We start from the raw sequence: 26,256 nt of genomic DNA, 5'->3' as shown, positions 1-26,256 counted from the left end.
CGGGCGCACCGTGCGCCACCGCTGTCGTTGGTCGTGCCCGTGCTCAGTGGGGCTTACTGCCCCTGATCTTTTGCGCTGGTAAGGGCATCGAGAAGGGTTCGACCATCCGTGGTGGATGTGCGGTTGTGCGGCAGCAGCCCAAGCGCCCGGGACATGGCGCAGGTGTTGGTCACCGCAGCGAAGGTCAGGCCCGCGCCGACGAACCCGGCGATCCACTTCAGCGGGTCGAAGACCGTGCTGGCCACCACGCCGGTGAGCACGAGCAGGCCGGCCACCAGCCGCACTTGCCGTTCCATGGCCCAAGTGCCTCGACCCCGGTTGAGCTCGCCGTTTTCCTGTTCCCAGCCGGTGATGCCGCCGCGGAGCACGCTGAGCCGGTCCAACCCGGCGGTCTCCAGCAGGGTGCGGGCTTGCTCGGCACGAGCGCCCGAGGCACACACCAGCACCACCGGGTCGCCGTGCTGCGCGGTGAGCTCGTCGCGGTGTTCACGCAGCAGGTTCAGCGGGACATTGTCGGAGCCGGGGATGTGGGCCGAGGCGAACTCGCCGGGCATGCGCACGTCGATCAACCTGACTTGCGGGTCGGCCTCGCGGAACTCGCGGACCTGAGCGGTGTCGACAATCTTGGGCAGGGTCTTTGGCATTCTTCGCGTTCCTCCGCGATCGCTTCCGGATGTGGCGTCAGGTTCCATCGGTCATCGGCACGCCGGCCCCGGCGGCGACTCCGAAGTGGTCGTCGATGAGCACGACCGTGCGACCGACTGCTTGCAGCAGTGAGGCCGCTGCGGTCGCGCGGTAGCCACTGCCGCAGTGCACCCACACCACACCGGCCGGGATCTCGCCGAGCCGGTCTTTGACCTCGTAGAGCGGGATGTGCACCGCGTCGGTGACGTGGGAGGCGGCGAACTCGTTGTGGGTGCGCACGTCGAGCACCACCTCCGGCGCGGGCCGCTCGTTGGTGTTGCCGTCCAGCGCCGCGGCCAGGTCCACGAACGTGGCAGTCGGAGTGCTGCGCAGCTGGGCTGCGTCGGCGGCCAGCTCCGCTGGGCTGCCCACGGCCGCCGCCGCGAACTTGTCGATGCCGATCCGGGCGAGCTCGCGTTGGGCCTCGCCGACCTGTTCCCGGGACTCGCCCAGCAGCGTGATGGGAGCGCCCCAGTCGATCATCCAACCGAGCCAGGTCACCATCGGACCGTCCAGACCGAGGCTGACCGTGCCGGCCAGGTGCGAGACCACGTAGGCCTTCCGGGAACGCAGGTCCACCACCCACTCCCCGTGCTCCAGGCGGCGCCGCAGCTCCTCCGGCGAGGCTCGGACCGGCTCGCGCAGGTCGAGCGGTTCCGGCCCCGTCGTGTTCTGCACACCCATGTGCGCGTAGTAGGCCGGGTAGGCATCCAGCCCCGCCAGCGTCTGCTCGACGAAGTCACCCTCGGCCAGCGTCAGCGCCGGATTGATTTTCTTCTGCTCGCCCAGTGTGGCCGAGTCGCCCGAGGCCTGGGTGGCCGAGCAGAAACTGCCGAACCCGTGGGTGGGCCAAATCTGCGCACCGTCCGGCAAGATCGCCGCCAGCTTCTGCGCGGAAGCGTGCTGGTGGCGAGCCAGCTGCTTGCTGTGTTGCTCACCCACCAGGTCGGTGCGCCCGGTAGTGCCAAACAGCAGCGAACCCCCAGTGAACACCCCTACCGGTCCCTGCTCCCCTTCCAGCACGTAGGACAGGTGGTGGTAGGTGTGCCCGGGAGTGGCCACCGACCGCACCTGCATCCGCGCCGACAGCTCCCCCACGTCGCCGTCGGACAACGGGCGCCGGTCGAAGGGCACCTCGTCCGCGGCCGCCAACCCGTACTCCGCCCCGGTCAACCGGGCCAATTCCAGACCACCGGACACGTAATCGTTGTGCACATGCGTTTCCAGCACTAAGGCGATCCGCACGCCGAACCGCCCGGCGGCCGCAATCACTCGATCCACATCCCGCTGCGGATCGACCACCACCGCCACGTCACCGTCACTGGCCATGTAGCTGCGGTCTCCCAGCGAGGACGTCTCGATCACCTCGACCGACAAACCACCGGGCAACCGCTCTTCCTGCTTCACCGCGTTCACTGCCGTCACTGCGCCACACCCCTTTCAATCTCATGCCCGACGTCGATCCACTCCGATGTCCCACCGGACACCGAGACCGCTCGCGCACCGGCTACGTTCATCGCTTCCTCCGCTTTCAGGCTGCGTCCGCCAGACCGGCAGATGACAAGCCACTCCTCTCCCACGAACTGCTGGGGCGAGGCCAACACGTCTTCCAACGGCACGTTCATTGCTCCCGGCACGTGGCCCGACGCGTATTCCTCCTGGAAACGCACATCGACCAGCCGACTTCCGGCGTCTGTTCAGGCAAGAATCCTCCTAATACCCGCGGTGGTATCGATGATTTACACGACCCCGGCAGACGAGGGAGAGACCGCCCTCAGGCGAGCGCGAGGAACAGCCGCTCCAACTCCTGTTCGGTCATCGGCGGCTCGTCACCGTCCTCGCGAGCCTGCTGGCAGTAGCGCATCCCACTGGCCACGACCTTGAACCCTGCACGGTCCAGAGCACGGGAAACAGCGGCCAACTGGGTCAACACCTCGGCGCAGTCGCGCCCTTCCTCCATGGCCTCGATCACACCGCTCAGCTGGCCCCGCGCCCGGCGCAGCCGCGCCAGCGCGTCGCCCACCATCTCCGGCTTCATCTCCACGACGACCATCTCCCTTCGTCCGGACCAACGTAACAAACCCCCGGGGGTATTCCAAGCGAAGCGATTCCGCCGAAGTAGGAGCCGATGTTGCAGCCGTGGGCGAGACGGACGCCGTAGCTCATGAGCAGGCCGTACTGCTGTGGCGAGCACCGTGCGCAGGGGCGTCGTGAGGGCGAAAGATCCGAACGCCACCGCGACGGCCCCAGCACCGGCGGGGATACCGAGGTCGGCACCGTCGTCGTGTCGGCGAGCAGCGGGGCGCGCAAGGACGGCGCGGGAACCCTGCCAGTAGGGCCGAGTCCCCGCGTCCACACCGAAGTCTTGCAGCGCTCTCGCGCACCACAGGGCGACCCCGGAGCTCACACCCAAGGCTTGCCGCGCACGAGCAGCGTCGCGGCGTTGAGCACGGGCGAGGGCAGCGGCGCAGACCAGCAGCGGCCACGAGCCCAGCACCACGACGGACTGGTCATGAGCACCGATCTTTCGACTCCGCTGCCGGGTGCAGGGTGACAGCGACGCGGAGGCAGGTGCCCGCCGACGAGCACAAAGCGGCGCAGGCCTACAGCACCGGCGTCATCGGTAATGGCATTCGCCGGAAAGCGCTGCGCGAGGTCATCATTGTGGACCTCCTTTCCTGTCGGGTTTCTTGCCGACTAGGCGGTGTCAGCTCAGCAGTTGCGGGAGTGCCCTCCACAGCAGGTTCACCGCGGTGGCGAGCAGCAGCGCAGTGATGACGGCGTCCAACCGACGCTTGTCGATGGCGAAGCGGCGGCGGATGACCGTGCCGAGCGCGAGACCGAGCAGCGTGACCAGCGCAATGGTCGAGCCCAGCCAGATCCGGTACTCGGTGAGGACTCCCTGCACCCACATCTGCACGATGCGCTCGCCGATAACCACGGCGAAGAACAGGGACATGCCGCCTATGTAGCGCTGGGCGTTGCGTTCGAAGGTCTGCAGGTAGGCGGGCAGGACAGGCCCCAGATTCACGGCTCCGAGCAGGAATCCCTGCACTAGGCCCACCAGGCTTAGCAGGGCAGGGTGGCCGGCCCGTGGTGTGGTGGCGAAACGGCGGGTGAGCTGGAAGGTGATGTGGGCGAGCAGGATGACCGCGACCAGCACCGACAGCAGCGCCTGGTCCGGTTTAGTGCTCAGCAGTGCTACACCGACCACGGAGCCGAGCAGGCCGAAGGCGAACAGGCTCCAATTCTGCCGCACGTAGGTCCGTCCGGTGCCGGTTTCCCCGACTTGGAACACGTTGAGCATCAACGGTGGGATGGCAAGCACGATCACGGCTAACGTCGGATCGATGATCAGCGCGGCGACCGGGGTCACCAGCAGCGAGTAGCCGAACCCAGAGATCCCTTTCAGGGCCGCGCCAATCACGGCGACCGCTGCGAAAGCCAGTAGGCTCAAGGCGGTGACGTCGTCGCGCAACCCATCCGCGAGGTGATCCACCCCGGGAAATAGCGCGACCGCGGGGACGGCGACCAACAAGACGGCCAAGATCATGGTCAGGTGGCGGTAGCTCAGCCACGGATGGTGCAGGGCTTGCGTGGGGGCAGTGGGCATCGCAGGTTCCGCTCCTTCCGGCGTTTGTGGTTTCAGAACCTGTCTTTCGTCTCGTTCCGCGTTGCTTGCCAAGCGCGCGGAACCTCAGCCGCCGTCTCACTGGAGCATCCCTGGCGAAGTAAGCCGCTCCGCGACATCGGACTCTCCTCGACAGAAAGGGCGCGTCGATGCGAGTTGCTTAAGCGGCGAAAACAGCTGCACGGATCGAAGAGGACGGAGTCGGTCAGGCGCCAGTGCCTCCGGTGGTCCAAAGACACGCTCGGCAACTCAATGTGTCGCGCGTCGCGGGAGCGTTCACGGGTGAATGTAGGCCCAGCCGTTGTGTTGCAGCCGCACCAGTTCGGCCAGCCCAGCTCGCACTAACCGCACGCCGGGTAGCACCTCGACTTCCGGAATCTCCTTGCGGCGCAGGGTGTTCTGACACGCCACTACCTCTACACCGGACTCCAGCGCGGCGCGCACGCCGACGCTGGCGGCAGTCCGGCCGGTGGCGAACTCGATCCCGTCACCATGGGCGATGATGCAGATGGCGACGTCGTCGAGCTCCGCCGTTACATTGCGCACGTTGCGCACGACGGTCTCGTGGAAGCCGGTATCTTCCCGGGGAACCTGAAAAACGACCTGATAAGCGCTCACTTTTAGCTCCTTTTCCTGGTTGGGTCTCTTCACCCGGTGACTGGCCCGAACAACGCTCGCGGTGGGCCAATAACTGCGTGTTTTCAAGACTGCGTACGGATTGCACGCCTGCCGATCAGCCAGCCATCCGGCGAATGGAGTGGGTATCACCGATGTCCTGGTAGTTCTCGACCTTGACGTCCTGGCCCTCGGTCGGTGCGTGCACGATCTTGCCGCCACTGATGTAGATCCCGTTGTGGCTGGCCGAGCTGTAAAAAGAAGATCACGTTCCCGGGTCAGAGCTCGTCCTTGGACACACTGCTGCCCGTCGACACCTGCGACCGGGTGGAGCCGGGCAGGGACTTTGCCCGCCTGCTGGTAAGACCACTGCACCAGGCCGGAGCAGTCGAACTCGTCGAGACCCTTGGCGCCGAACACGTAGGGCGAGCCCTGCTTTCCCAGCGCCGCGTTGACCGCGGCGATCGCCATCCCGCTCCCGGCAATAGGCCCGACGTCGCTGCCGCCACCGGACAACGCGTCCTGCTCGACGGAACTGAGCTGGCTGTACTGCTGCTTGACCTGGGCGATTTGGGCGTCCATCGCTTCCTTGCGGGCGGCGATATCGTGCTGCAACCGGGCGGCGTCGGCCTCGGCCCGAGAGGCACGTGACGTGCCCGCTCGTCCGTCGCTCGCTGTTGGGCGGATTCGGCCTGCCGAGGTGGCGGTGGCCAGTGCGCGCACCGCCTCGTGGCTGTCGTTGGCGAGCGCCTCCGCCGCCGCCGTCGCCCGATCGGAGAAGGACCCGGGCGATTCGCTAGTGAGCAACGTCGGGAGGTGTTCACCCGCGCACCCTGGCAGGAAGCTGCGGTGAGCTCGTCGACCCGGCTGCGGAAGCGCTCTTCCTCGCCGCGGGCCCGCTTGGCGACCAGGTCGGACTGGTGTGCCGCCGCGGTGGACTCGTCGAGTTCTCGCTGCCGCGCGGCGTGGTCGTCCTGGGACTTCTTGACGGTCTCGGTGAGCACCTCCGCTGCCGGGACAGCTCGCGCAGGCGCTTCGCGGCATCGGACGCGGATCCCGGTGGCCGGGCCACGGCGGACACCCCACCGATGAACACAGTGGACAGTGCGGTAGTGGCCACCAGCGCGCTGCGTATCGCGTGCTTGCGGTTGATCGGCATGGTCCCGGCATCACTCCTTCGGTCGGTCCTGCGGGGTGTCGGCCGCCCGAGCGCTCTCCCGGCCACCGGCCGACGACGAGGCGGGGGCGTGGGTGGTCTCCGCGGGTGCTCGCCGGACCGAGCGGCGTGCTGTGATCAGCGCCCAGCCCAGTCCGGCGGCCGTGGCGACGGCCACGACTAGCAGCACAGCTCGGTCCGACACCGAGCCGGCCGCCTGCTGGACCTGTGCCTGCGCGGCGAACTGGGCGTCGAGACCGATAAGACCGCCCAGCGATCCGGTTCCGTCGGTTGCCAGGAACATCGCCCCCAATGCGATGAAGACGAGCCCCGATAGCAGCGTGGTGCTGTGCACCCGGAGCGCTCCTAGACGCACGGGCCGGCCCCGCAGCCACCGACGCCGACCGAGGTCGAACCGATCCCACAACGCGGCGATCAAGAACAGCGGCAGCGCCATGCCCAGGGCATAGATGGCTAGCAGGAGCCCGCCGTAAGCCGGGCTGGCCCCGGTCATCGCCATCGCCAGGACACTGCCCAGGAGCGGACCGGCGCAGAACCCGGCCAGCCCGTACACGCTGCCCAGCAGGTAAACCGACAGCGCTGAGGAGACCCGGATCCGGCCGCTCACCCGTTGCGCCGCACCTGAGCCGAATCCGACCCCGAGGATCTGGGCCGCGCCCAGCGTGATCATGAGCAGCCCGCCCGCCAAGACCACGACGCCGCGGTGCTGGTTGAGCACGGCGCCGAAGGAGCCGGCCGCCACGCCCATCGGCACCAGCGTCGTCGCCAGCCCGAGGTAGAAGATGCCGGTCCGCAGCAGCAAACGCACTCGATCGACGAAGGCGTAGGCGAAGAAGGCCGGGATGAGCAGCGCAGAGCAGGGACTCAGCAGCGACAGCACGCCACCGAGGAAGGCGCCCAGGTAGCCGATGTTCATACTTTGACCCGTTCCGCTTCGATCACCGAAACGAACGACTCCAGCGGTTGGGCCCCCAGAATCGGTTCGGTGTTGACGATGAAAGCGGGCGTGCTGGAGACCCCGAGTTGCTGCCCCTCGGTCGCATCGGCCTGGATCGCCTGCTGGATGGTCGGGTCGGCGCGGTCGGCGTTGAACTTCGCCAGGTCCGGCACACCGGCCTCGCGCGCGACCTCCTGGATGCGTTCCTCGGGGAAGCTGGCCTTCTTTGTCCCGCCGCCCATCGCGTACGCGATGTCGTGGAACTGCCAGAACCTGCCCTGGTGCGCGGCGGCGCGACCCGCCTTGGCCATCTCCACCGACTCCGCGCCGAAGATCGGGAAGTCACGCCACTCGATGCGCAGCACACCGGTCCTGACATACCGCTCGATCAACTGGGGCTCGACGTCGGCGGTGAATTTCGAGCAGAACGGGCAGCGGAAGTCCTCATATTTGATCAACACGACCGGCGCGTCCGTGCGTCCCATCGCGAACGGGTCCCCGGGCTGCCGCCGTTGCAGAGCCCTCAGCTGCTGGGCCATGCCGCTGTCCGGCGCTGCCGCCTGATGCTGCTGACCGCCTTCCGAACCGGTCGGACGGCCGCCGTACGTGCCCCACGCCAGCGCGGCGACCACAACGACCGCCAACGCCACGGCGAACCACAGCACCCGAGCCGAGCCCTTCCCTTCTTTCCTTGCCATCCCCATCACTCCCACCCGTCGGACTGTCTTCTATCGACTATAGTAGACCTTTTATGTTTGATAGTAGGATGGTCTCGTCATCGACAGCACGCCCCTTCCAGGAAGCGAGACGCCGTGCGCAGCTGGACAACACGCCACTGGCTGTGGGCCGCCGCGGCGGCCGTGGTCACGGCAGTGGTCACCGGAACTACGCCCGTTCTCATTCCGAACCCGGTCTTCACGCGCATGGTCGAAGCACCGTGGTGGACCTACCCGGTCTGGATCGCTTCCGCAGTCCTGTCCGGATTGCTGATCGCGACCTACGCGGCCGACCGGTCCTCAGCCGAGCACCGGCAGAGCGAGCGCCGGAGCATCACCGGGGCTGTGCTGTCGTTCCTGGCTGTCGGCTCCCGACGTGCAACAAGCTGGTGGTCCTCGCACTGGGCACCAATGGCGCGCTCGCCTGGTTCGGCCCCTTGCAGCCAGTACTAGCGATTGGATCGCTCGCGCTGCTCGGCTTCGCGCTGCGGGACCGGTTGCGCGTCCCCACCAGCTGCCCAGCCCCCGCCGCAGCGGGACGACCATGACCTACGCTGCTGGCAGAAGGGGGATCAGCTCGATGCGCAATCTCGGTCCGCTGGAATCAGCGGTCATGTCCCTGCTGTGGGACGCCGATGACGTCCTGAGCGTGCGGCAGGTGCTCGACAACCTGCGCGACCGCGACCTCGCCTACACCACGGTGGCCACGGTCCTGGAGAACCTCCACCGCAAGGAATGGGTCGAGCGGCAACGACTCGGCCGGGTGTGGTTCTACCACCCACGCGTGCAATCCAGCGAGCACGCGGCCTCGCAGATGCGGGAGGCACTGGCGGCCAGCAACAGCCCCCGCGCCACGTTCCTCAAGTTTGTCGACGAGATCAGCGACGAAGAGGCCGCGCTGCTGCGCGAGCTACTCTCCGACGCCACGCCATCGGAGGAAAATTGACGCCGCTGTTGCTCGGGTTATCCGCCTACACCGTGGCATTCGCAGTGTTCGGCCCACGGTTGATGCACGCGTGCGAGCTTCGGCAACGCGCCGCGCCGCGGTTCGGCCTCGTGCTGTGGACCGCCCTGCCCACGTCATGGATCATCGCCGTGCTCGCTGTCGGGCTCGCCGCCACAGCGCAGCTCTCCGGCGGTCTTGGTCTCGCCGGACTGCTGCACGCGTGCCTGCGCGCGGTGCAAGTGATCCTCGGCGTGCACCATCCGGCGGACGTCCCGGCCGCCGTCGCCCTGCTCGGATCCCTGACCATCCTGCTACGCCTCGGCGGGGTTGCCACACGGCAGGCCCACCACGACCGGAAGCAGCGGAGGACACACCAGCGCGGAGTGTGCGGTCCGATGAGGACCGCACACCGTGCTGGACAGCGGGTCTCGATCGTCGACAGTCCCACACCGGCCGCATACTGCGTTCCCGGGCGCCGTTCGGCGATCGTCCTGACCACGGGCGCCCTCTGGGGACTGCCGCCGCGGCAACTCGACGCGGTCATCGCCCACGAGCAAGCCCATCTGCGAGGCAGACACCACCTCTACGTGGCATGGGGCTCGATCCTGGCGAAGGCGTTCCCGTTCATCCCCCTGCTGCGCAGCGCCCCGCACGAGCTCGCGCGCCTCGTCGAATGGCTCGCCGACGACTACGCCGGCCGTCGACACGGCAGGCACTCGGTTGCCCGCGCCGTCGCCACAATGGCAACCGGCGTCCCCTCGCCGACCAGCCCGCGGCCCGATGCCGCCCTGACGGCCACCGGATCCGACGTCCTCGACCGCGTCCGACGTCTCATCGAACCTCACACGACTGCGCGAGGCGCCCGCTGGCCGGTCAGCACGGCGATCACGGCACCCGTCCTCGTCCTCGCCGCCGCAACAGCCGTGCTGATACCGGCCGCCACCGCAGATCCCACACCGCTGTGCCAGGACCAACAGCCACCGACCCACGCCCAGCACACGAGAACCTGACCCCGAACAAGCCGGACCGACCGAGCCAAGCTGGATAACAGACTGAGCACGCGCATGCGATCAGCCGCGGCCGCCAAATGGCCGCGCTCTTACCACCGGATCAATCTCGCTGCACGACACCTTAGGTGAACTAGAACCCAAACACAGCTCTGACCAGCGTATTCGCAGGCGCCACGCAGAGGCGCACTGTCTCAACAAGAACCCGCATGGCCGCCTTCTTCACAGGTCAAACCTACTACAAGGGATTCTTGAATGCCTTCCTGAGTGGAGGTTGCGGGAACTTACTCGAACACAAATGCCCAGGTCAGTGCCCTGGAAACACTGCGGACGAAGTTGCCGGACCTGGCTACACAGCCCCAACCGTCACCGAAGCGGGCAAAGCCCGGCCGCACCCGGCGCCTCCCCCTCGACCAAGTGCAGCAACTGATCGAGGGCTACAAGTCCGGCGCCACCGTCTACGAGCTGGGTGATCAGTTCGGCATCGAGCGCCGCACCGTCAGCACGATCCTGCACCGCCACGGTGTCCCGATGCGGCGACGCGGTCTGTCCGAGGAGCAGATCGACGACGCGTCCCGGCTCTACCAACAGGGGTGGTCGCTTGCCCAGATCGCCGGGCGTATGGATGTCGCCGCGGGCACCGTGCGCCAGCGCTTGTATGAGCGTGGCGTCCCGATCCGCGACACCCAGGGACAGCGCCGGGCAGGTGACGCCCGATGACCAGCACACCATCCACATCAAGCGCACCTCCCGATCGATCGCTGCACCTGCAATGATCTGGAACTGGCACAGGTTCGGTTCGGCCGGTGTTGGCTGCTAGCTGCGGCAATCCCGGTCGTGGACTTGGCAGCGATCTTCAAGGTGCAAGTCCATCAGTTTAGGTGACACCTTGATTCTCGCGGTTGATCTAACGTGTGCGACGTGGATCACAGTCTGCGGATCATTCAGGGGCAGTCGGTGGCGGATGCCGAGCTGCCGAGCGATCCAGTGCGGTTCCAGGTCGAGTGCCTGGACGCCTTCGTCGCCTCGTGGACAGCGCGGGGGTTTAGCCCGGTCACGATCACCAACGAGACGGGCGTGCTGGAACGAATGCTGACCGCGCTGGGCAAGCCGGTGTGGGAGGCGAGTCCGGACGATGTCGATCGGGTGCTTGGCGCATTGGCTGCCGAAGGGGTGGGGGCGTCGACTCGGCGCAACTATGTTCAGGCGTTGAAGGCGTTCCATCGGTTCCTGGTGGCCCGGAAATCCGCCGACATCGAGGCCGCGTTTGGCGTGCGCCTGTCCTCTCCGGTGGATGAGTTCAACGCCGCTCGCCATGTCGCCGATGACTCGCCGCGTGAACTGCCGCCTCCCGAGGCCGAACGGGTCGAGGCGTTCTTCGCGTTCTTGCGCAACCGGATCGCCACGGCCCGCAAGTACGCACCAGCAGCCCGGGACTACGCCCTGTTCCGCACGGTGTATCACGTGGGGCTGCGTTCGGAGGAAGCCTCACTGCTGGAGGTCTCGGATGTCCACTTCGGGCGGGGGCCGTTCGGGAAGTTGCATGTGCGCTTCGGCAAAGGAGCGCGAACCTCGGGACCCCGTCCGCGGTGGGTGCCGATGCTCGACGGGCTGGACTTGATCCTGCGCTGGTATTTGGCCGATGTTCGGCCGAAACTGCCGGACTCGCCGGTGCTGTTCTGCGATCAAAGCGGCGGGCCGCTGAGCCGGGGAACGATCCGCAACAGGCTGTCCTATCTGCAAACCGTGGAAGGCTGCGCGACTGGCGACCGGTTCAGCCCGCACGGGCTGCGGAGGGCGTGTGCCACGCACAACTACGAACGCGGTGTCGATCTCGTCGCCATCCAGCAATTGCTCGGTCACTGGACGGTGGGCTCAACGATGCGGTATGTCCGACCGTCGGCGACGTTCATCGAGGACGCCTACCGCAACGCCGTGTCCACGACATTGACCGCACTGCAGCACGAGGATGGGAAGGAGTGAGCATGCGGATTCGGTGGAAGCTGCGGATGGCCGCAGCACAGCGGGAAATCTGGACCGGCACCCAGCTGCGGAGGCTGCTGGCCGAACGCGCCGGACTGCAGCTGTCCTCGGCCTCCGTATCGGCTCTATTCACCAAAGAACCCAGCCAGATCAAGCTGTCCACGCTCATCGCGTTGTGCACCGCACTGGAATGCACGCCCAACGATCTGTTCGAAGTGGACACAACACCGGTAGCGCAACCGGCCACCGCCGAAGGCCAGCACGCGAGGGAGCCACGAGCCGTCAACGCCCAGGGCCGCTCAATGCCCCCGCTGTGACGGGTGTCGGCGAGTGCCATGGGCTACAAACGGTGCGATTGCCTTCGCTGCGGCAAACCGGTCGGGCTTCTCGGCCGGCAGCACTGCACCCGATGCGCCCAGCGGCTCCGCAAGGCCGCCGCCAAGCAACCATGCCCGGACTGCGGCCACGCTCGGCTCCTGGTCACCAAGACCGGGCGGTGCGTGACCTGCTCGCGCCGCTGCACCGAGTGCGGCAAGCCGGTGCGTGCCCGCGGCGCGTCCATCTGCCGTCCCTGCCAGCATCGGGCCGGCCGAGAAGCCGCGAAAGCACCATGCCCACGGTGCGGCAAGCGATACCTCCTACGCGCAGAAACGGGCAGGTGCGGGCGTTGTTCCCACCCAGGCCCAGCCCGGAAACCACCACGCGCCTGCGTGACCTGTGGCCAGGTGCGACGACACGAAGCGCACGGCATGTGCCGGCTTTGCTTCCAACGCGATCCCGACCGCCCCTTCGTCCGTGGCGACAACCTCATCGCCCGGCTCACCGATCCGCCCCGGTGGCTACCTGACTGCGTGGCCTACCTCGCCGAGCACCATTCCGTCGATCGTGCCTGCGACCTGATCACCACGCTCGGCCAGCTGCTCACCGATGGTCACAGCTGCCACCCCCAGCAGCTCTTGGAACGTGCTCGTCAGCCGGGCCGGTCGATGGGGACGCTGGCACGAGCCCTGGAAGACTTCTTCGTCGAGCGCCACCTCGCGCTGCCCACCGATCACGCCGCCCGGCTCGCGGCGGGACGGCGCCAGCGCCGGATCGCCGAGACACCCAAATCGTTGCGCGCGGCCGTCGCGGCCTTCGAGACTGCACTACTGCGGGCGCGACAACGGTCGAGCCGAGCCCGCACCCGCCCCCGAGCCGACAGCACCCTCGACTCCCTGCTGTCCACCGTCCGCGACCTGGCTCGTTTCCTGTTCACACAGCGCGGAAAGCCAGATTGGGCCACAGTGGACATCCATGACATCGAGGCATTCCTGGCCCAGGATTCACAACTGCCCAGACGACGATTGCCCGCGCTGCGGCAGTTCTTCCGTTTCGCTCGCACCCATCGACTCGTGCTCATCGATCCCACCGCTGGGCTATCTACGAAAGCGCCGAACGGATTCATCGGCCAGACGCTGACCATGCAGCAGCAACGCGACCTGTTCCGCCGATGGACCACCGACACCAGTACCCATCCCCATGAGGCTCTGATCGGAATCCTCGCGCTGCTGCACGGCGCTTCCAGCCGCGAAGTCCAGCACCTGCAATGCACCGACATCGACCCCGCCGACCGCACAATCCGGACGGGTCAGCGCCCTCACCCCGTCCCGCTGGACCCAGCAAGCTGGGCCATCCTGCAGCGCTGCCTGACCCACCGGCAGGCCCAGCACACCAGCAATCCCCACCTCGTGGTCAACCACATCACCAGAACCAGGTCGAACCCGGCGTCCGCGAACTACCTCAACTCCCGGCTCCCCGACGGCGTCACCCCACGCACACTTCGCGGCACCCGCCTGCTCGACCTCGTCAACGGCATGGACCCCAAACTCGTGGCCGTCGCCTTCGGGATGCACCCCCAGGCCGCCATGCGCTACCTCGCAGACCACGCCGACGCCGATCACCTCACGTCGACCACCCCGCCGAACCCGTGACGTTTCAGGCACCACCTCGCACACGTCGCCGCGAACCTGTGCGCTTTCGCGTGCACGCTGCTGGTGGCCGTCGGCGCGGCCTACGTCTCCTACCGGCACGGCCGGGAGTTCGCCTTGCGGTTCGGCGCCGACGAGACCACCGCCACCCTCTGGCCTCTTATTGTCGACGGATTGTTGACGATGGCCACCATCGAACTGTGGAAGACCGGCCACCGCCCTCGTGCCACCGGACAGTGGAAGGCGTGGCTGTCGTTCGCCCTCGGAATCGGGTTGTCGCTGTGCGCCAACATCGCCTCCGCACCCGAGCTGAACGCCTTCTCCATCGCCGTGGCTGCCTGCCCACCTCTGGCGCTGCTGCTGTCCGTCGAACTGCTCAACCAGGCTCTCAAGCGGCGCCGCGCGGAGACGGCAGGTGGGGCGGTTCACGAGTCCGACGAGGCCAAATCAGCGCAGCCGCACTCGACGGACTCGGGCGAGTCCAGCCCATCACTGGAGGCTCCCGAGGAGGCTGAGGATGTACCAGCGCTGCGCACGATGGTGAACAACGCGCCTGGTCACAGCGCTAACAGCACGGATGCTGCCCCGGAGGCACCGCACGGTGAGGATGATGATCCGCTGCGCGAGGACGCGTACCGACTCGACGCCGAACACTGGAACCTGCACCAACGTCCGATCTCAGCCGACACACTCCGCCGAAAGCTCAGCATCGGCTCGACCCGAGCCCGTGCCCTCACCCGCCACATCCGCCAGCACCGCCAGCCCGGAGCGGTCCTGGCGGCGGTGGAATAGACTGCCGTGGCCCTTACCCGCGCATCGACGAACTTGCGCGAGTGAGGGCCACGGTTTCGGGTGTGAAGTCAGCGCGCGGTGGCTCCGATCTCGGCGGCGTATCCGCCGCCTGTGTGCTCGGGTGCGACGTGTGCGGCGCTGGTCGCTTCGTGCTCGGCCAGCCAGCGTTCCGCGTCGATGGCTGCCGCACAACCGGTCCCGGCCGCGGTGACCGCCTGGCGGTAAGTCTTGTCCACCAGATCGCCAGCGGCGAAGACGCCGGGGATTCTCGTGTGCGTGGTGGGCTGTTGCACGAGGACGTAGCCCTCGGAGTCGACCTGGAGCTGGTCGCGGACGAGCTGGCTGCGCGGGTCGTGCCCGATGGCGACGAACATGGCGGTCACCGGAAGCTCGGATTCGACGCCGGTGACCGTGTCCTGAAGCTTCAGTCCGGTGACTGCGGTGTCGCCGACGACCTCGGTGACGACGGCGTTGGTGCGCCACTTGATCTTCTCGTTCGCGCGGGCGCGTTCGAGCATGATCTTGGAGGCGCGGAATTCCTCGCGGCGGTGGATGATCGTGACCGAGCGGGCGAAGCGGGTGAGGAAGGTCGCTTCCTCCATCGCCGAATCCCCGCCGCCGACGACGGCGATGTCCTGGTCGCGGAAGAAGAACCCGTCGCAGGTCGCGCAGGAGGACACGCCGCGTCCGAGCAGGCGGTCTTCTCCGGGCACGCCGACGTAGCGGGCGGCGGCGCCCATCGCGAGGATGATGGCCTTGGCGCGGTACTCGACGCCGTTGGCGAGGACTGTTTTCGTCTCGCCACTGAGGGCGATGTTCTCGACGTCCTCGGCCCGGAGGTCGGCGCCGAAGCGCTGGGCTTGGTTGCGCATCTGCTCCATGAGGTCGGGACCCATGATGCCGTCGCGGAAGCCCGGGTAGTTCTCGACCTCGGTGGTGGTCATCAGCGCACCACCGAACTGAGTGCCCTCAAAAACGAGCGGTTCGAGTTCCGCGCGAGCCGCATACACCGCAGCGGTGTATCCGGCCGGGCCAGAGCCCACGATGATCAGGTTGCGGACCTCGCCCGTCACCGCGCGGCCTCCGGTGCCAGCTCGGCCAGCAGTCCGGTGACGCGGCGGTCGATCTCGTCGCGGACGGCGCGGACCTCCTCGACCGACTTACCGGCGGGGTCGTCGAGTTCCCAGTCGAGGTAGCGCTTGCCGGGAAAGACCGGGCACGCGTCCCCGCAGCCCATCGTGATCACGACGTCGGCGGCTTCGACCGCCTCGGTGGTCAGAGGCTTGGGGAATTCCTGGGACAGGTCGAGGTCGAGTTCGGCCATCGCGAGCACCACCGCTGGGTTGATGGTCTCGGCCGGCGCGGAGCCGGCCGAACGGACGGTGACTCGGCCTTGGGCGCGGTGGTGCAGCAGTGCGGCGGCCATCTGGGATCGGCCGGCGTTGTGCACGCAGACGAACAGCACTTCGGGGGTCGAGGACACGAGGGCTCCTTGGTTCTTGGCAATCGAGGTGAGACGTTCGCGGGCGAATCGCGTCGCGAGTGTGGCGAGGTGGGTGTGCACCCGGGCTGTGGCGTTGAGTTGCGTGTAGGTCTCGTCCAATACCGCGCGGATGGTTTCCGGGCCGAAGATCCCCTGGAACTGGGGTTGCAGGTCGGCGGTGGCGCGGTCGAGGAGTTCGGTGACGTGTGGGTCGGTCAGCCGGTATTCCTCGGCGTCGTGGTGGTGCTGGGGTGACGTGGACATGGTCGGCCGCCTGGAGTTCGGTAGGACGATTCTTGGCGCGGGACGCTTCGGCTGGGGCTCGGATCTCCTATCGAGGGATGTTGATGGGACGTCGCGATCGGGTCAGGCACAGGGGCGGCGGATGGCCTGGGCGTGGTGTGCCTGCGCGGCAAGGTTCGCGATACCGACGGTCAGCAGACTCAGCGCTTCCGGGCGCAGCCGATAGTAGGTGTACCGGCCACGCGCCTCGGCGGCCACGAAGCCCGCTTCGCGCAGAACGCGCAGGTGGTGGCTGATGGTGGACTGCCGTGCGCCGGTGTCGTCCACCAGGTGACAGGTACACATCTGCTCACGGGCAAGCAGGCGCACGATCTCCGCGCGGAGCGGATCTCCGAAGAGCTTCACGGCGGCCTCGGCGAGGTCCGGTTGCGCGTCCGCAGCGTTCCCGGAAGCGTCTTCGTCTTCCCCAGCAACGGGTGACATCAACATGGTTCGATGAAAGCATCGATGGACACATCCCGTCAAGTGATGTTCCAGGCGGCGCAAGATACCTGTGCGCTGCTGTTTTGATCCTCGCCTTCGAGGGCAAGACCCTGTCGAAGTCGGCATTCGAATCAGCTTGGTTTGATTCATCAGCGTGAGTCGATGTAACGTCGGCTGCGTAGTGCTCCCAGCGGGAAGGGGTCCGTGATGACGTCTGTCGAGATTTATGACCCGGCGATGTGCTGTTCGACCGGGGTGTGTGGGCCGTCGGTGGACCCGGCGTTGACGCAGTTCGCTGCTGATGTGGAGTGGCTGGGCTCGGCTGGCGTGGAGGTCCACAGGTTCGGCTTGTCGACCGAGCCCGGCAAGTTCGTGGAGAACGCCGAGGTCGGCGCGCTACTGAAGGACAAGAGCGAGGAAGCCCTGCCTGCCGTGTTCGTCGATGGTGCGCTGCGCACCTCGGGGCGGTATCCGACACGGGTGGAACTGGCCGAGTGGACGGGGGTGTCCACCGAGCGCCCCGGACTGCCGGTGGTCGAGCAGTCCGAGTCCGGTGGGTGCTGCGGCGGCGGGGAGTGCTGAACGTGGCCACCGTGCCCACCGATCAGGTCCTCGGCGGTCTACTCCGGGTGCGCACGCCGTTCGTGTTCTTCACCGGCAAGGGCGGCGTGGGCAAGACCTCAACAGCTTCGGCGACGGCGATCGGGCTGGCCGATGCCGGACGCAGCGTCCTGGTGGTCAGCACCGATCCCGCCTCGAACCTCGATGAAGTCCTGGAGACCAGCGCAGGTCGGGATCCGCAGCCGGTACCCGGGGTCGCTGGGTTGTCTGTGATGAACATCGATCCGGGCGTCGCGGCGGCACAGTACCGGGAGAAGGTCCTCGGCCCGTACCGGGACAGCCTGCCCGCCTCGGCCGTGGAGCAGATCGAGGAACAGCTCTCCGGCGCCTGCACGGTTGAGATCGCCGCGTTCAACGAGTTCGTCGCGTTGCTGACCGACCCGGAGATCCGCGAGCGATTCGACCACGTCGTGTTCGACACCGCGCCCACCGGGCACACCCTGCGGTTGCTGAGCCTGCCCAGCGCGTGGTCGGACTTCCTGGCCACCAACCCCGGCGGCGCCTCGTGTCTCGGCCCGCTGGCGGAGATGGGGGCACAGCAGCAGCGCTACGCCGAGGCGATGCACGCGCTGGCCGACGGCGACCAGACCACGCTGGTTCTGGTGACCCGCCCCGAGCAGGGAGCACTGGCAGAGGCCGGACGGGCGTCTGCTGAGCTCCGGGAACTCGGCGTCGACAACCAGCGCTTGATCGTCAACGGCGTGTTCACCGCCACCCGCAACGACGATCCCCTGGCACAAGCGTGGCAGCAGCGCGCCGAGGACGCGCTAGAGCAGATGCCCGAGTCGTTGGCGGAAGTGACCGAGGTCGAGTCCGTGCCCCTGCTGCCGGAGCTGCCACTGGGTGTGCCGGGCTTGCGCGCCATGCTCCGTCCCACGCTGCCAGCACAATCGGTCTCGACAGCCGACACCGTGGTGCCCGCCGGGACGGCTACCGACCTGCGGGAGCTGGTCGACGAGGTCGCCGCCAACGGCCGCGGGCTGGTGATGACGCTGGGCAAGGGCGGCGTCGGCAAGACTACGGTCGCCTCAGCCGTGGCCGTGGCGCTGGCCCAACGGGGGCTTCCGGTCACGCTGACCACGACCGACCCGGCCGCGCACCTCGACACCGCCCTGGGCGACGGGCTTGGTGACCTGGAGGTCACGCGTATCGACCCGGTGGCCGAGACGGCGTCGTATACCGAGGCAGTACTTGCCGAGGCCGGCGCGGAACTGGATGAGCAGGGCCGGGCCTTGCTGGTTGAGGACCTACGGTCGCCCTGCACCGAGGAGATCGCGGTCTTCCACGCGTTCGCCCGCACCGTGGCCGCCGCTCGGGATCGGATCGTGGTAGTCGACACCGCCCCGACCGGGCACACCCTGTTGCTGCTGGATGCCTCCCGTAGCTACCAGCGCCAGTTGTCCCAGCAGACCGGCCAGGCTCCACCGGCCGAAGCCGTGGAACTCCTCGACCGGCTGACCGATCCGGATTACACCCGCGTCGTGCTGGTGAGCCTCCCGGAGGCGACACCCGTGCATGAGGCCGCCGCGCTGCAGGGCGACCTCGCTCGGGCGGGAATCAAGCCGTTCGCCTGGGTGGTCAACCAAAGCTTGGCCGCGGCCTCCCCAGTCGACCCCCTGCTGGTGGCACGCGCCGCCTCAGAACGCCGCTACCTCGCCGAAGTCGCCACTGACCACGCCGAGCGCACTGTGGTGCTGCCCTGGCAGGCCGCAGCACCGGTCGGAGCCGAGCACTTGGTGCGGCTCGCCCACGGCGACTACTTACCCCAACCGGTGGTCACACACGTCCCGGCCACCGACCCCGACTCAGGCTCGACAGGAGAGACGACGACGCCATGACTGTGGCAGCCATTCTGATCTTCCTCGCCACGCTCACCCTGGTGATCTGGCAACCCAAGGGCCTGGGCATCGGCTGGAGCGCGCTCGGCGGTGCGGTCGTCGCCCTGGCCACCACGGTGGTGCACCTCTCCGACGTGCCCACCGTGGTGGGCATCGTCTGGAACGCGACGCTGGCCTTCGTCGCCGTGATCATCATTTCCCTGATCCTCGACGAGTGCGGCTTCTTCGAGTGGGCCGCACTCCACGTCGCCCGCTGGGGGCGCGGCCACGGTCGGGCGCTGTTCGTGTTGATCGTGCTGCTCGGTGCCGCGATCGCCGCGGTGTTCGCCAACGACGGCGCCGCGCTGATCCTGACCCCGATCGTCATGCAGATCATGCTCGCGCTGCGGTTCTCCGCGAAAGCGTCGCTGGGCTTCGTGATGGCCACCGGATTCATCGCCGACACCGGCAGCCTGCCGCTGGTCGTGTCAAACCTGGTCAACATCGTCTCCGCCGACTTCTTCCACATCAGCTTCGCCCGCTTCGCCGCCGTCATGGTCCCGGTCGGGATTGTCTCGGTCGCCGCCAGCCTGGGCGTGCTGCTGCTGTACTTCCGCCGCTCGATCCCCCAGACCTACGACGTCACCGCCCTGCGCCGACCGGCGGAGGCCATCAGCGATCAGGTGACCTTCCGCGCCGGGTGGGTCGTGCTCGCGTTGCTGCTCGTCGGCTACTTCGGCGCCGACCCCGTCGGCGTGCCACTGTCGGTCGTAGCCGGAGCCGGCGCGCTGATCCTCATCGCCGTCGCCGCCCGCAAACCCGCCTTCGCCTTCCCCCAGGCAGTCCGCCCACCGCTTCCCGCGATCGTGGGCGCAGGCAGCACGGAAACCGCAGAACAGCACTCAATGGGCCATCCGCGCAGCACCGCCGACGCGGGCGACCCCGCCGGAGCCTCGGCCACGCCCGACGACGACCGTCCCACCGGACCGCGACGGATTCCGGTCGGCAAGGTCATCCGGGAAGCGCCCTGGCAGATCGTGCTGTTTTCGATCGGCATGTACCTCGTCGTCTACGGCCTGCGCAACCAGGGACTGACCGGTGAACTGGCCAAGCTGTTCGGATTCTTCGCCGACCACGGAGTGCTGGCCGCCGCACTCGGCACCGGCGTCGTGGTCGCGGTGCTGTCCTCGATCATGAACAACATGCCCACGGTGCTCATCGCCGCGCTGGCCATCGGCGCCGTCGGCGCAACCGGGCTCTCCCACGAAGCGATGGTCTACGCCAACGTCATCGGCTCCGACCTCGGACCCAAGATCACCCCGATTGGCAGCCTGGCCACCCTGCTGTGGCTGCACGTGCTCGACCGCAAGGGAATGCACATCGGCTGGGGCCGCTACTTCCGCACCGGCATCGTGCTCACCATCCCCGTCCTGCTCATCACGCTCGCCGCGCTGGCCGGGTGGCTCACCGTCATCGGCACCTAAACCCGGAGTTCCGGGCCGGTTGTCCCGGGCACGCACGGAAGGAGACCGTCATGCACTGCTTCGACTGCGCCGAGCAAAACGTCGACCGGCCGGCCGTGGGGACCTGTATGGACTGCGGCGCGGGGGTGTGCGCCGAGCACGCACGCCCCGAGAGGCGCCCTGTCACCTGTCGGGTGGTCGGTCTGACCGTCGTGAACCACCCGGCACGAGTGGCAGCTCGTATCCTGCGCTGCTCCGCCTGCACCCAGGTCCGTACGACCGTCGCGGCCTGCGAAACACAGGGCGGCCGAGATTGCTAATGATCCCCAGGGCGTTCGAGGGCACGGGAAGCGAGCGGAGGTAGGACATGGCCGACACAGCGGACGTGGTCGTGATCGGTGGCGGGCAAGCCGGCTTGGCCGCCGGGTACTTCCTCCGCCGTGCCCGGCTGAACTTCGTCATCCTGGATGCGCAAGACCGGCCGGGAGGCGCATGGCGGTACGGGTGGGACTCGCTGCGGCTGTTCTCCCCGGCCGAGTACAGCCCGCTGCCCGGCTGGTGGATGCCTCACCAAGAAGGCGAAACCTTCCCCACCGCAGGCCACGTCGCCAGTTACCTGCGCAACTATGAGCAGCGATACGAGCTGCCCGTTCACCGCCCCGTTCACGTGCAGGGTGTCCACGACGCGGGTGCGTGGCTGGCCGTCGACACCGACCACGGGACCTGGCGCACCTCGATCGTCATCAGCGCGACCGGCACCTGGGACTCGCCGTACCTGCCGGACTATCCGGGCGACGACGAGTTCGCGGGAGAACAACTGCACACCGTCGCCTACCGCTCCCCCGAGCAGTTCCGAGGCCAACGGGTAGTGGTCGTGGGAGGCGGCAACTCCGCGGCCCAGATCCTGGCCGAAGTCTCCACCATCGCTGACGCGACCTGGGTAACCCAGAGCCCTCCGCGGTTCATGCCCGACGACGTGGACGGGCGCGTCCTGTTCGACGTGGCCACCCAGCGCGAAGCCGCCCGGCGGGCCGGTACCGACACCGAGGGCGTCTCCGGGTTGGGCGACATCGTGATGGTGCCCAGCGTGCGCGAAGCCCGTGACCGCGGCGTGCTGCACGCCCACCCCATGTTCGACCGCCTCACCCGCGAGGGCATCGCTTGGAACGACGGAACCCACCAGCATTGTGACGCGATCATCTGGTGCACCGGGTTCCGTCCCAGCCTGCACCACCTCGATCCCTTGGGATTGGAGTACCAGAACGGCGTGCCGAAAACCGTAGGCACGCGGTCGGTCGACGAGCCACGGCTATACCTGCTGGGATACGGAGACTGGACCGGCTCCGCCTCGGCCACCCTGATCGGCGCCGGCCGCACCGCGAAGTCGACCATCGCAGACCTCGCCGACCGCCTGCACCCACACGAGAAGACGACGTGACACCACGCGAGCCTCGGTAGGTGTGAACCCGCAAATCGACGCTCCTGAACCATCCGAGCCGTCGTCTTCACGTTGCACAGGTCCTGCCCAGCGATCAGGGAGCCAGGCTCCTGTTCGCCAGATCGCCGAGATCGCGGTGGGTCAACGTCGCGGGCACCCATCGCACGGTGCACATCCGATGGACTGCGGCGTCCACGCTGCGCTGGGATCGTTGATGTGCCAATGCGATGCGATGGTGCCCGTCGTCGACGAAGTACAGCTCACCCAGTTGGATCAAGCGAATAGGGGTCCACGCCCGCGCGTCATGATGCGTCCGGGCAAGCCGGTCGCGGCGTGCCCGCACCTCCGGGTTCAACGGCCGGAAAGCGCGATCGAAGTCGGCAGCCAGAGCGAGCGTTCCCGCGATCCTGGCGAGAGGAACCACATCCGATTGGCTCCGCTTGTCGTTGCAGGCAGCGTCGGGATCGTGCCCGAGGACGGCAAGGGCATCCGCGAGAACCAACAGCGGAGCACGGTTCGCCCGCGAACGAAACCTCGACAAGCCCGCCGTGAACGCACGAAGCCAGGACATCGTCAGGTCTATCAGTTGATCCACCACTACAAAAGCCGATCAGGCGCGGGCTCGGATGAGTCTCGCGGTGACATAGCGGGCATCGCGGCCGACTCCGCGCAGGGTGGCGGAGGCGAAGCTGCGTTGCCATTCCAGCCCGACATAGCCCAGTCCGGGCACGGTGGTCGACAGCCCGCGCTTGTGTCGGGGCAAGCCGTCGGCGGTCAGCGCGCCAGTTCCGTCCAGGTAGGAGAGTTCGGGGCGGTAGCCGGTGGCGAGGATGAGCGTGTCGACGTGTTCGCGGGTGCCGTCCGACCAGATGAGCCGGGTGCCGTCGATGGCGGTGAACATGCGCCGCTGGTCGGGGTTACCCGCCTCGACGGCTCGACGGTAGCGACCGTCATCGTTGACCGGCATCGGCGGCGGATTGCGCACCAGGTGCCCGATCGGCAGGTGGTCAAATCCACTGACCACGGACCAGAAATGCACGTCCCGGCCAAGAAGAAGCTGCGGTGCGAACTTGATCGGATGCCGGGTGGCCAAGGTGACCCGGGCGTGCTCGGCGAGTTCGGCCCCGATCTGCACCGCTGAATTCGCTGCGCCCACCACGACGACCCGCTGCCCGGCGTACTGAGTGGGTTCGCGGTAGTCGGCGGCGTGCAGCACGGTCCCGCTGAAGGAATCCAGGCCGGGGAGATCCGGTTGATAGGGGCGGCCAAAGGCACCGCTCGCCGCGATCACGACCGGCGCCGTCAACACCTCCCCGCCGTGGACGTGTGCCACGAATCGCCTGCCCTCGCAACGAAGGTGCTCGACGCGGTGGTCGGTGCGGATGTCGGCGTCGAGGTTCTTGGCGTAGCGGCGGAGATAGTCGATGACCTCGTCGCGATGCGGGTAGTGCCACGGATCGCCGGGAAAGGCCATACCGGGCAACGTGCTATAGCGGGCCGGGGAGAACAGGGTGAGGCTGTCGTAGTACGACGGCCACGACCCCACCGGTTCGGCACCGGCTTCCAGCAACACCGGCGCGCGGCCGACCTTCCGAAGGGCATGGGCGGCGGCGAGCCCGGACTGCCCACCGCCAATCACCAGAGCATCAACATCAGTCACGGCACGTTCCTTCCAGGGTTCGTGACCAGGGAGAGCAGGGCAGCGGCCACGGTGACCGCCCCCAGGACGAGAAAGGTGGTCGCGTAGCCACCGAGCAGGCCGGCCAGCGCGGCACCGGCGAAGGGGGCCAGCGCCATCGTGATCGTCAACGGCGCGGACAGCAGGCCGGTGAGCTGCCCGTAATACCGGGGTCCCCACCGGTCGGTGACCGCTGTGGCCTGCAACAGCGTGAACACCCCGCGCGCCATGCCCGCCAGGATCGCGGCGACGATCAACGAGGCCATCGAAGTGAGCATCCCGAGCAGCGCGGTGGTCACCGCCATCGCCAGCAGAATCAGCGCGGTACGTGCCCGCACGGTGGTGCGGCGGGTCAGAGTGGTGTAGCCGAGCCGTCCGAGGACCTGGCCCGCCCCACCGAGACCGAGCGCGATCGCGGCGGTACCAGTGCCGATGCCGTGTTCGGCCAGCAACGGCACGAGGTTGATCACGACGGCGAAGGTCGCGAAGGCGGCCACGCTCAACGCGACCGTGAGCGTGACAAACGCCCGACTGCGCGCCACCGTCCCCGGGTCGGCTCGCTCATGCTGGGCTTCGGCATCCGGGCGTTCGGGCCACGGGAGTGCGAGTCCGAACCAGTGTCCAGGAATCGTGATCAGCGCGAGGATGCCTGCCAGCACGAGGTAAGTCGCCCGCCAGTCCAGAACGGCGGCGAGGGCGGCGGTCAGCGGGGCGAACACGGTGCTGGCCAGCCCAGCGGCCAAGGTCAGGATGGTCAGCGCCCGGACCCGGTCGGGGCCGTGCCAGCGGGTCAAGGCTGCGAACGCGGGCGGATACAGCACCGCCCCCATCGCCACCCCGACCAGCAGCCACGCCGCGAGAAACCATGCCAGGTTCTGCGCGGTAGCCACCGCCACCAGGGCTGGCACCGCCAGCACCGAGCCCGCGGTCATCACCCCGCGCGGACCATGGTGATCGAGCCACCGGCCGACCGGGATGCCGACCAGTGCGGCGACGAGTTGGCTGGCCGACAACGCCGCGGTGATCGCCGTGGTCGGCCAGCCCGTCGCCTCCGTGATATCCCCGGCTAGGACGGGAAAGGCGTAGTAGAGCACGCCCCAACTGGTGACCTCAGTGACGCACAAAGTCATCAACGCCCGCCGCAACCCCGCCCGACTCACGACATCCGACTGCGCGAGCGCTTTGAACGCCACCCCGTTGCCCCGCTCAGTGCGCGGCCGGCGTGGACACGGTCAGCGTCTCCGGTTTGCCGGATGCACCGCAGCACCCCTCCGCCTGCTCCTCGGCAGGAGCGTCGAATACCCCGGCACCACCGCACACGCCCGTTTCCGGCAACACCAACTCGACCCGCTCGGCGGACTCCTGGTCACCAGCCAGTGCCGCGGCGATCGAGCGCACCTGCTCGTAGCCGGTCAGGGCCAAAAACGTCGGCGCACGGCCGTAGCTCTTCATCCCAGCCAGGAACACCCCCGGCTCCGGATGAGACAACTCGGTGACCCCGTGGGGGTAAACCGTGCCGCAGGAGTGCACATTCGGGTCGATCAACGGCGCCAACGCCACCGGCGCCTGCAACGTCGCGTCCAGGCCAAGCCGGACTTCTGACAACCAGGACAGGTCCGGGCGGAACCCGGTCAGCACCACCACCTCGTCGACCGACTCAACCCGCGCGCCCGCATCGGATACCAAGGCCAGGCGCTGGTGCTCGTCGCTTTCAACCTCGGCGGTGCGGAACCCGGTGACGACCGCGATCCGCCCAGCCTCGACCGCGGCCTTGGCCCGCTGGCCCAGCGCACCGCGGGCGGGCAACTGATCGGCTTGGCCGCCGCCGAAGGTGTCCCCCACCTCCCCGCGCCGCAGCAGCCACGTGATCCGCGTATCCGGTCGAGGGGTGGCCAGCTCGTCGAAGGCGACCAGGGCCGTCAACGCCGAATGCCCGCTCCCGGCGATCACCACGTGCCGACCCACATACCCCTCCCGCACAGCGGGATCGGTCAGATCGGGCACCTGGTAGGCGATCTTCTCGGCCACGGCCCGCTCGCCCGCAGCCGGCAGCCCGTCCCCACCGAGCGGGTTCGGGTTGTCCCAGGTTCCCGAGGCATCGATCACGGCGCTGGCTGTCACCCGTTCCTCGACGCCCGAATCGGTGCGCAGGTGAACGGTCAACGGCTCGCTGTCGCGCCCGGCGTCGACGACCCGGCCCCGGCCCCGTCGAGCCACCCCAACGACCTCGGCACCGAGCCGCACCCGCGTGCCCAACGCTTCGGCCAGCGGGCGCAGATAGTGCTCGGTCCACTCCCGCCCCGTCGGATAGCTGTCCTCGTCCGGGGACTGCCAACCACGCGTGTCCAACAGCCGACGGGCGGCCGGGTCGATCAGCTCGACCCAACGCGAGAACAAACGCACGTGATGCCACTGCGCCACCGCAGCCCCAGCTCGATCGGCGCGCTCCAGCACGAGCGGTTCCACACCTCGCTCGGCCAACTCGGCAGCCGCTGCCAACCCCACCGGCCCAGCACCGATCACTACCACAGGCGACTCGCTCATCCCTCACTCCATTCCATCGATATAGCTCGAT

Annotated in this window: 29 protein-coding genes; 13 read left to right on the top strand and 16 right to left on the bottom strand. The window is 67.9% G+C overall.

Annotation, left to right across the window (positions count from 1 at the left end; translation table 11 throughout):
- Positions 1-53: 53 nt before the first annotated feature.
- From INP57_RS18340 to INP57_RS18295, 9 genes are all read right to left on the bottom strand, one after another.
- Positions 54-644, bottom strand: coding sequence for a rhodanese-like domain-containing protein (locus tag INP57_RS18340; protein ID WP_200071446.1), 591 nt, complete (start codon positions 642-644; stop codon positions 54-56).
- 37 nt (positions 645-681) lie between these two features.
- A complete protein-coding gene (locus INP57_RS18335; RefSeq protein WP_200071445.1) occupies positions 682-2,109 on the bottom strand; it encodes an MBL fold metallo-hydrolase in 1,428 nt (475 codons plus the stop codon).
- A complete protein-coding gene (locus INP57_RS18330; RefSeq protein WP_200071539.1) occupies positions 2,106-2,363 on the bottom strand; it encodes a rhodanese-like domain-containing protein in 258 nt (85 codons plus the stop codon). Before INP57_RS18330 ends, INP57_RS18335 begins: the two co-directional genes overlap by 4 nt.
- 95 nt (positions 2,364-2,458) lie before the next feature.
- Positions 2,459-2,728 carry a metal-sensitive transcriptional regulator gene (locus INP57_RS18325; protein ID WP_445326514.1) on the bottom strand — a complete coding sequence of 90 codons (270 nt, stop codon included), beginning with the start codon at positions 2,726-2,728 and terminating at the stop codon, positions 2,459-2,461.
- Positions 2,719-2,850: a YeeE/YedE thiosulfate transporter family protein gene (locus INP57_RS30530; protein WP_200071444.1), complete on the bottom strand. Its 132-nt coding sequence runs from the start codon at positions 2,848-2,850 to the stop codon at positions 2,719-2,721. The genes INP57_RS18325 and INP57_RS30530 overlap by 10 nt, the downstream gene beginning before the upstream one ends.
- Before the next feature lie 541 nt (positions 2,851-3,391).
- On the bottom strand, positions 3,392-4,297 hold the full coding sequence (locus INP57_RS18315) for a sulfite exporter TauE/SafE family protein (RefSeq protein WP_200071443.1): 906 nt from the start codon (positions 4,295-4,297) through the stop codon (positions 3,392-3,394).
- A gap of 294 nt (positions 4,298-4,591) precedes the next feature.
- Positions 4,592-5,350, bottom strand: a complete 759-nt coding sequence (locus INP57_RS29650; protein ID WP_307850160.1) for a DsrE family protein — start codon at positions 5,348-5,350, stop codon at positions 4,592-4,594.
- A 749-nt stretch (positions 5,351-6,099) separates the two neighbouring features.
- Positions 6,100-7,023, bottom strand: coding sequence for a cytochrome c biogenesis CcdA family protein (locus tag INP57_RS18300; protein ID WP_200071441.1), 924 nt, complete (start codon positions 7,021-7,023; stop codon positions 6,100-6,102).
- The gene (locus INP57_RS18295) at positions 7,020-7,676 is read right to left on the bottom strand and encodes a DsbA family protein (RefSeq protein ID WP_307850151.1); all 657 of its coding nucleotides are present in this window, start codon (positions 7,674-7,676) and stop codon (positions 7,020-7,022) included. Before INP57_RS18295 ends, INP57_RS18300 begins: the two co-directional genes overlap by 4 nt.
- Before the next feature lie 180 nt (positions 7,677-7,856).
- Here INP57_RS18295 and INP57_RS18290 point away from each other — a divergent pair, with 180 nt between their 5' ends.
- From INP57_RS18290 to INP57_RS18255, 8 genes are all read left to right on the top strand, one after another.
- On the top strand, positions 7,857-8,213 hold the full coding sequence (locus INP57_RS18290) for a hypothetical protein (RefSeq protein ID WP_200071439.1): 357 nt from the start codon (positions 7,857-7,859) through the stop codon (positions 8,211-8,213).
- A gap of 127 nt (positions 8,214-8,340) precedes the next feature.
- On the top strand, positions 8,341-8,706 hold the full coding sequence (locus INP57_RS18285; RefSeq protein ID WP_200071438.1) for a BlaI/MecI/CopY family transcriptional regulator: 366 nt from the start codon (positions 8,341-8,343) through the stop codon (positions 8,704-8,706).
- Positions 8,703-9,716, top strand: coding sequence for a M56 family metallopeptidase (locus INP57_RS18280; protein ID WP_200071437.1), 1,014 nt, complete (start codon positions 8,703-8,705; stop codon positions 9,714-9,716). The genes INP57_RS18285 and INP57_RS18280 overlap by 4 nt, the downstream gene beginning before the upstream one ends.
- Positions 9,717-10,130: 414 nt before the next feature.
- Positions 10,131-10,433 carry a helix-turn-helix domain-containing protein gene (locus INP57_RS29645; protein WP_307850150.1) on the top strand — a complete coding sequence of 101 codons (303 nt, stop codon included), beginning with the start codon at positions 10,131-10,133 and terminating at the stop codon, positions 10,431-10,433.
- Between the two features lie 192 nt (positions 10,434-10,625).
- Positions 10,626-11,696 (top strand): tyrosine-type recombinase/integrase, encoded by a 1,071-nt coding sequence (locus INP57_RS18270; protein WP_307850149.1) that lies wholly within the window; start codon positions 10,626-10,628, stop codon positions 11,694-11,696.
- 2 nt (positions 11,697-11,698) lie between these two features.
- Positions 11,699-12,013, top strand: a complete 315-nt coding sequence (locus INP57_RS18265; RefSeq protein ID WP_200071435.1) for a helix-turn-helix domain-containing protein — start codon at positions 11,699-11,701, stop codon at positions 12,011-12,013.
- Positions 12,014-12,421: 408 nt separating this feature from the next.
- Positions 12,422-13,666 carry a tyrosine-type recombinase/integrase gene (locus INP57_RS18260; RefSeq protein ID WP_233627771.1) on the top strand — a complete coding sequence of 415 codons (1,245 nt, stop codon included), beginning with the start codon at positions 12,422-12,424 and terminating at the stop codon, positions 13,664-13,666.
- 36 nt (positions 13,667-13,702) lie between these two features.
- Positions 13,703-14,455 carry a DUF2637 domain-containing protein gene (locus tag INP57_RS18255; RefSeq protein ID WP_200071536.1) on the top strand — a complete coding sequence of 251 codons (753 nt, stop codon included), beginning with the start codon at positions 13,703-13,705 and terminating at the stop codon, positions 14,453-14,455.
- Between the two features lie 68 nt (positions 14,456-14,523).
- Here the strand turns inward: INP57_RS18255 and trxB are convergent, their stop codons facing one another.
- The 3 genes from trxB to INP57_RS18240 all read right to left on the bottom strand — a co-directional run bounded on the left by trxB (position 14,524) and on the right by INP57_RS18240 (position 16,670).
- Complete coding sequence (trxB, locus tag INP57_RS18250; RefSeq protein WP_200071433.1) at positions 14,524-15,528, bottom strand: thioredoxin-disulfide reductase; 1,005 nt, start codon at positions 15,526-15,528, stop codon at positions 14,524-14,526.
- On the bottom strand, positions 15,525-16,202 hold the full coding sequence (locus tag INP57_RS29640; RefSeq protein WP_233627770.1) for an arsenate reductase ArsC: 678 nt from the start codon (positions 16,200-16,202) through the stop codon (positions 15,525-15,527). Before INP57_RS29640 ends, trxB begins: the two co-directional genes overlap by 4 nt.
- A 102-nt stretch (positions 16,203-16,304) precedes the next feature.
- Entirely contained in the window at positions 16,305-16,670 is a 366-nt protein-coding gene (locus tag INP57_RS18240) for an ArsR/SmtB family transcription factor (RefSeq protein WP_233627769.1), read from the bottom strand.
- Between the two features lie 201 nt (positions 16,671-16,871).
- Here INP57_RS18240 and arsD point away from each other — a divergent pair, with 201 nt between their 5' ends.
- Genes arsD through INP57_RS18215 form a run of 5 tightly spaced genes read left to right on the top strand, consistent with a single transcriptional unit; the run spans position 16,872 to position 22,003 of the window.
- Positions 16,872-17,246: an arsenite efflux transporter metallochaperone ArsD gene (arsD, locus tag INP57_RS18235; RefSeq protein ID WP_200071432.1), complete on the top strand. Its 375-nt coding sequence runs from the start codon at positions 16,872-16,874 to the stop codon at positions 17,244-17,246.
- A gap of 2 nt (positions 17,247-17,248) precedes the next feature.
- On the top strand, positions 17,249-19,123 hold the full coding sequence (gene arsA, locus INP57_RS18230; protein ID WP_307850148.1) for an arsenical pump-driving ATPase: 1,875 nt from the start codon (positions 17,249-17,251) through the stop codon (positions 19,121-19,123).
- Complete coding sequence (locus tag INP57_RS18225; protein ID WP_200071431.1) at positions 19,120-20,586, top strand: arsenic transporter; 1,467 nt, start codon at positions 19,120-19,122, stop codon at positions 20,584-20,586. Before arsA ends, INP57_RS18225 begins: the two co-directional genes overlap by 4 nt.
- Positions 20,587-20,636: 50 nt before the next feature.
- On the top strand, positions 20,637-20,885 hold the full coding sequence (locus INP57_RS30070) for a DUF2180 family protein (RefSeq protein ID WP_200071430.1): 249 nt from the start codon (positions 20,637-20,639) through the stop codon (positions 20,883-20,885).
- A 47-nt stretch (positions 20,886-20,932) separates the two neighbouring features.
- Positions 20,933-22,003, top strand: a complete 1,071-nt coding sequence (locus INP57_RS18215) for an ArsO family NAD(P)H-dependent flavin-containing monooxygenase (protein WP_200071429.1) — start codon at positions 20,933-20,935, stop codon at positions 22,001-22,003.
- Between the two features lie 94 nt (positions 22,004-22,097).
- On the opposite strand, the gene INP57_RS18210 is transcribed toward INP57_RS18215, so the two are convergent.
- The 4 genes from INP57_RS18210 to INP57_RS18195 are packed head-to-tail and all read right to left on the bottom strand — an operon-like array spanning position 22,098 to position 26,225.
- Positions 22,098-22,601: a hypothetical protein gene (locus INP57_RS18210; protein ID WP_200071428.1), complete on the bottom strand. Its 504-nt coding sequence runs from the start codon at positions 22,599-22,601 to the stop codon at positions 22,098-22,100.
- Positions 22,602-22,613: 12 nt separating this feature from the next.
- Positions 22,614-23,663 carry a flavin-containing monooxygenase gene (locus INP57_RS18205; protein WP_200071427.1) on the bottom strand — a complete coding sequence of 350 codons (1,050 nt, stop codon included), beginning with the start codon at positions 23,661-23,663 and terminating at the stop codon, positions 22,614-22,616.
- Positions 23,660-24,874 carry an MFS transporter gene (locus INP57_RS18200; protein WP_200071426.1) on the bottom strand — a complete coding sequence of 405 codons (1,215 nt, stop codon included), beginning with the start codon at positions 24,872-24,874 and terminating at the stop codon, positions 23,660-23,662. Before INP57_RS18200 ends, INP57_RS18205 begins: the two co-directional genes overlap by 4 nt.
- 13 nt (positions 24,875-24,887) lie before the next feature.
- Complete coding sequence (locus INP57_RS18195; protein WP_200071425.1) at positions 24,888-26,225, bottom strand: FAD-dependent oxidoreductase; 1,338 nt, start codon at positions 26,223-26,225, stop codon at positions 24,888-24,890.
- Between the last annotated feature and the right edge of the window lie 31 nt (positions 26,226-26,256).

Source organism: Saccharopolyspora galaxeae (assembly GCF_016526145.1).
GTDB lineage: Bacteria > Actinomycetota > Actinomycetes > Mycobacteriales > Pseudonocardiaceae > Saccharopolyspora_C > Saccharopolyspora_C galaxeae.
Note: the sequence above shows the minus strand (reverse complement) of the source record. Positions and strands in the feature narration are given on the sequence as shown.

Bases quoted from the DNA above. Each gene is read 5' to 3' on its own strand.
- INP57_RS18340 (WP_200071446.1), bottom strand. From the start codon at position 644: ATGCCAAAGACCCTGCCCAAGATTGTCGACACCGCTCAGGTCCGCGAG.
- INP57_RS30530 (WP_200071444.1), bottom strand. From the start codon at position 2,850: ATGAGCTACGGCGTCCGTCTCGCCCACGGCTGCAACATCGGCTCCTAC.
- INP57_RS18315 (WP_200071443.1), bottom strand. From the start codon at position 4,297: ATGCCCACTGCCCCCACGCAAGCCCTGCACCATCCGTGGCTGAGCTAC.
- INP57_RS18300 (WP_200071441.1), bottom strand. From the start codon at position 7,023: ATGAACATCGGCTACCTGGGCGCCTTCCTCGGTGGCGTGCTGTCGCTG.
- INP57_RS18285 (WP_200071438.1), top strand. From the start codon at position 8,341: ATGCGCAATCTCGGTCCGCTGGAATCAGCGGTCATGTCCCTGCTGTGG.
- INP57_RS18265 (WP_200071435.1), top strand. From the start codon at position 11,699: ATGCGGATTCGGTGGAAGCTGCGGATGGCCGCAGCACAGCGGGAAATC.
- INP57_RS29640 (WP_233627770.1), bottom strand. From the start codon at position 16,202: ATGTCCACGTCACCCCAGCACCACCACGACGCCGAGGAATACCGGCTG.
- INP57_RS18240 (WP_233627769.1), bottom strand. From the start codon at position 16,670: ATGTTGATGTCACCCGTTGCTGGGGAAGACGAAGACGCTTCCGGGAAC.
- arsD (WP_200071432.1), top strand. From the start codon at position 16,872: ATGACGTCTGTCGAGATTTATGACCCGGCGATGTGCTGTTCGACCGGG.
- INP57_RS18225 (WP_200071431.1), top strand. From the start codon at position 19,120: ATGACTGTGGCAGCCATTCTGATCTTCCTCGCCACGCTCACCCTGGTG.
- INP57_RS30070 (WP_200071430.1), top strand. From the start codon at position 20,637: ATGCACTGCTTCGACTGCGCCGAGCAAAACGTCGACCGGCCGGCCGTG.
- INP57_RS18215 (WP_200071429.1), top strand. From the start codon at position 20,933: ATGGCCGACACAGCGGACGTGGTCGTGATCGGTGGCGGGCAAGCCGGC.
- INP57_RS18195 (WP_200071425.1), bottom strand. From the start codon at position 26,225: ATGAGCGAGTCGCCTGTGGTAGTGATCGGTGCTGGGCCGGTGGGGTTG.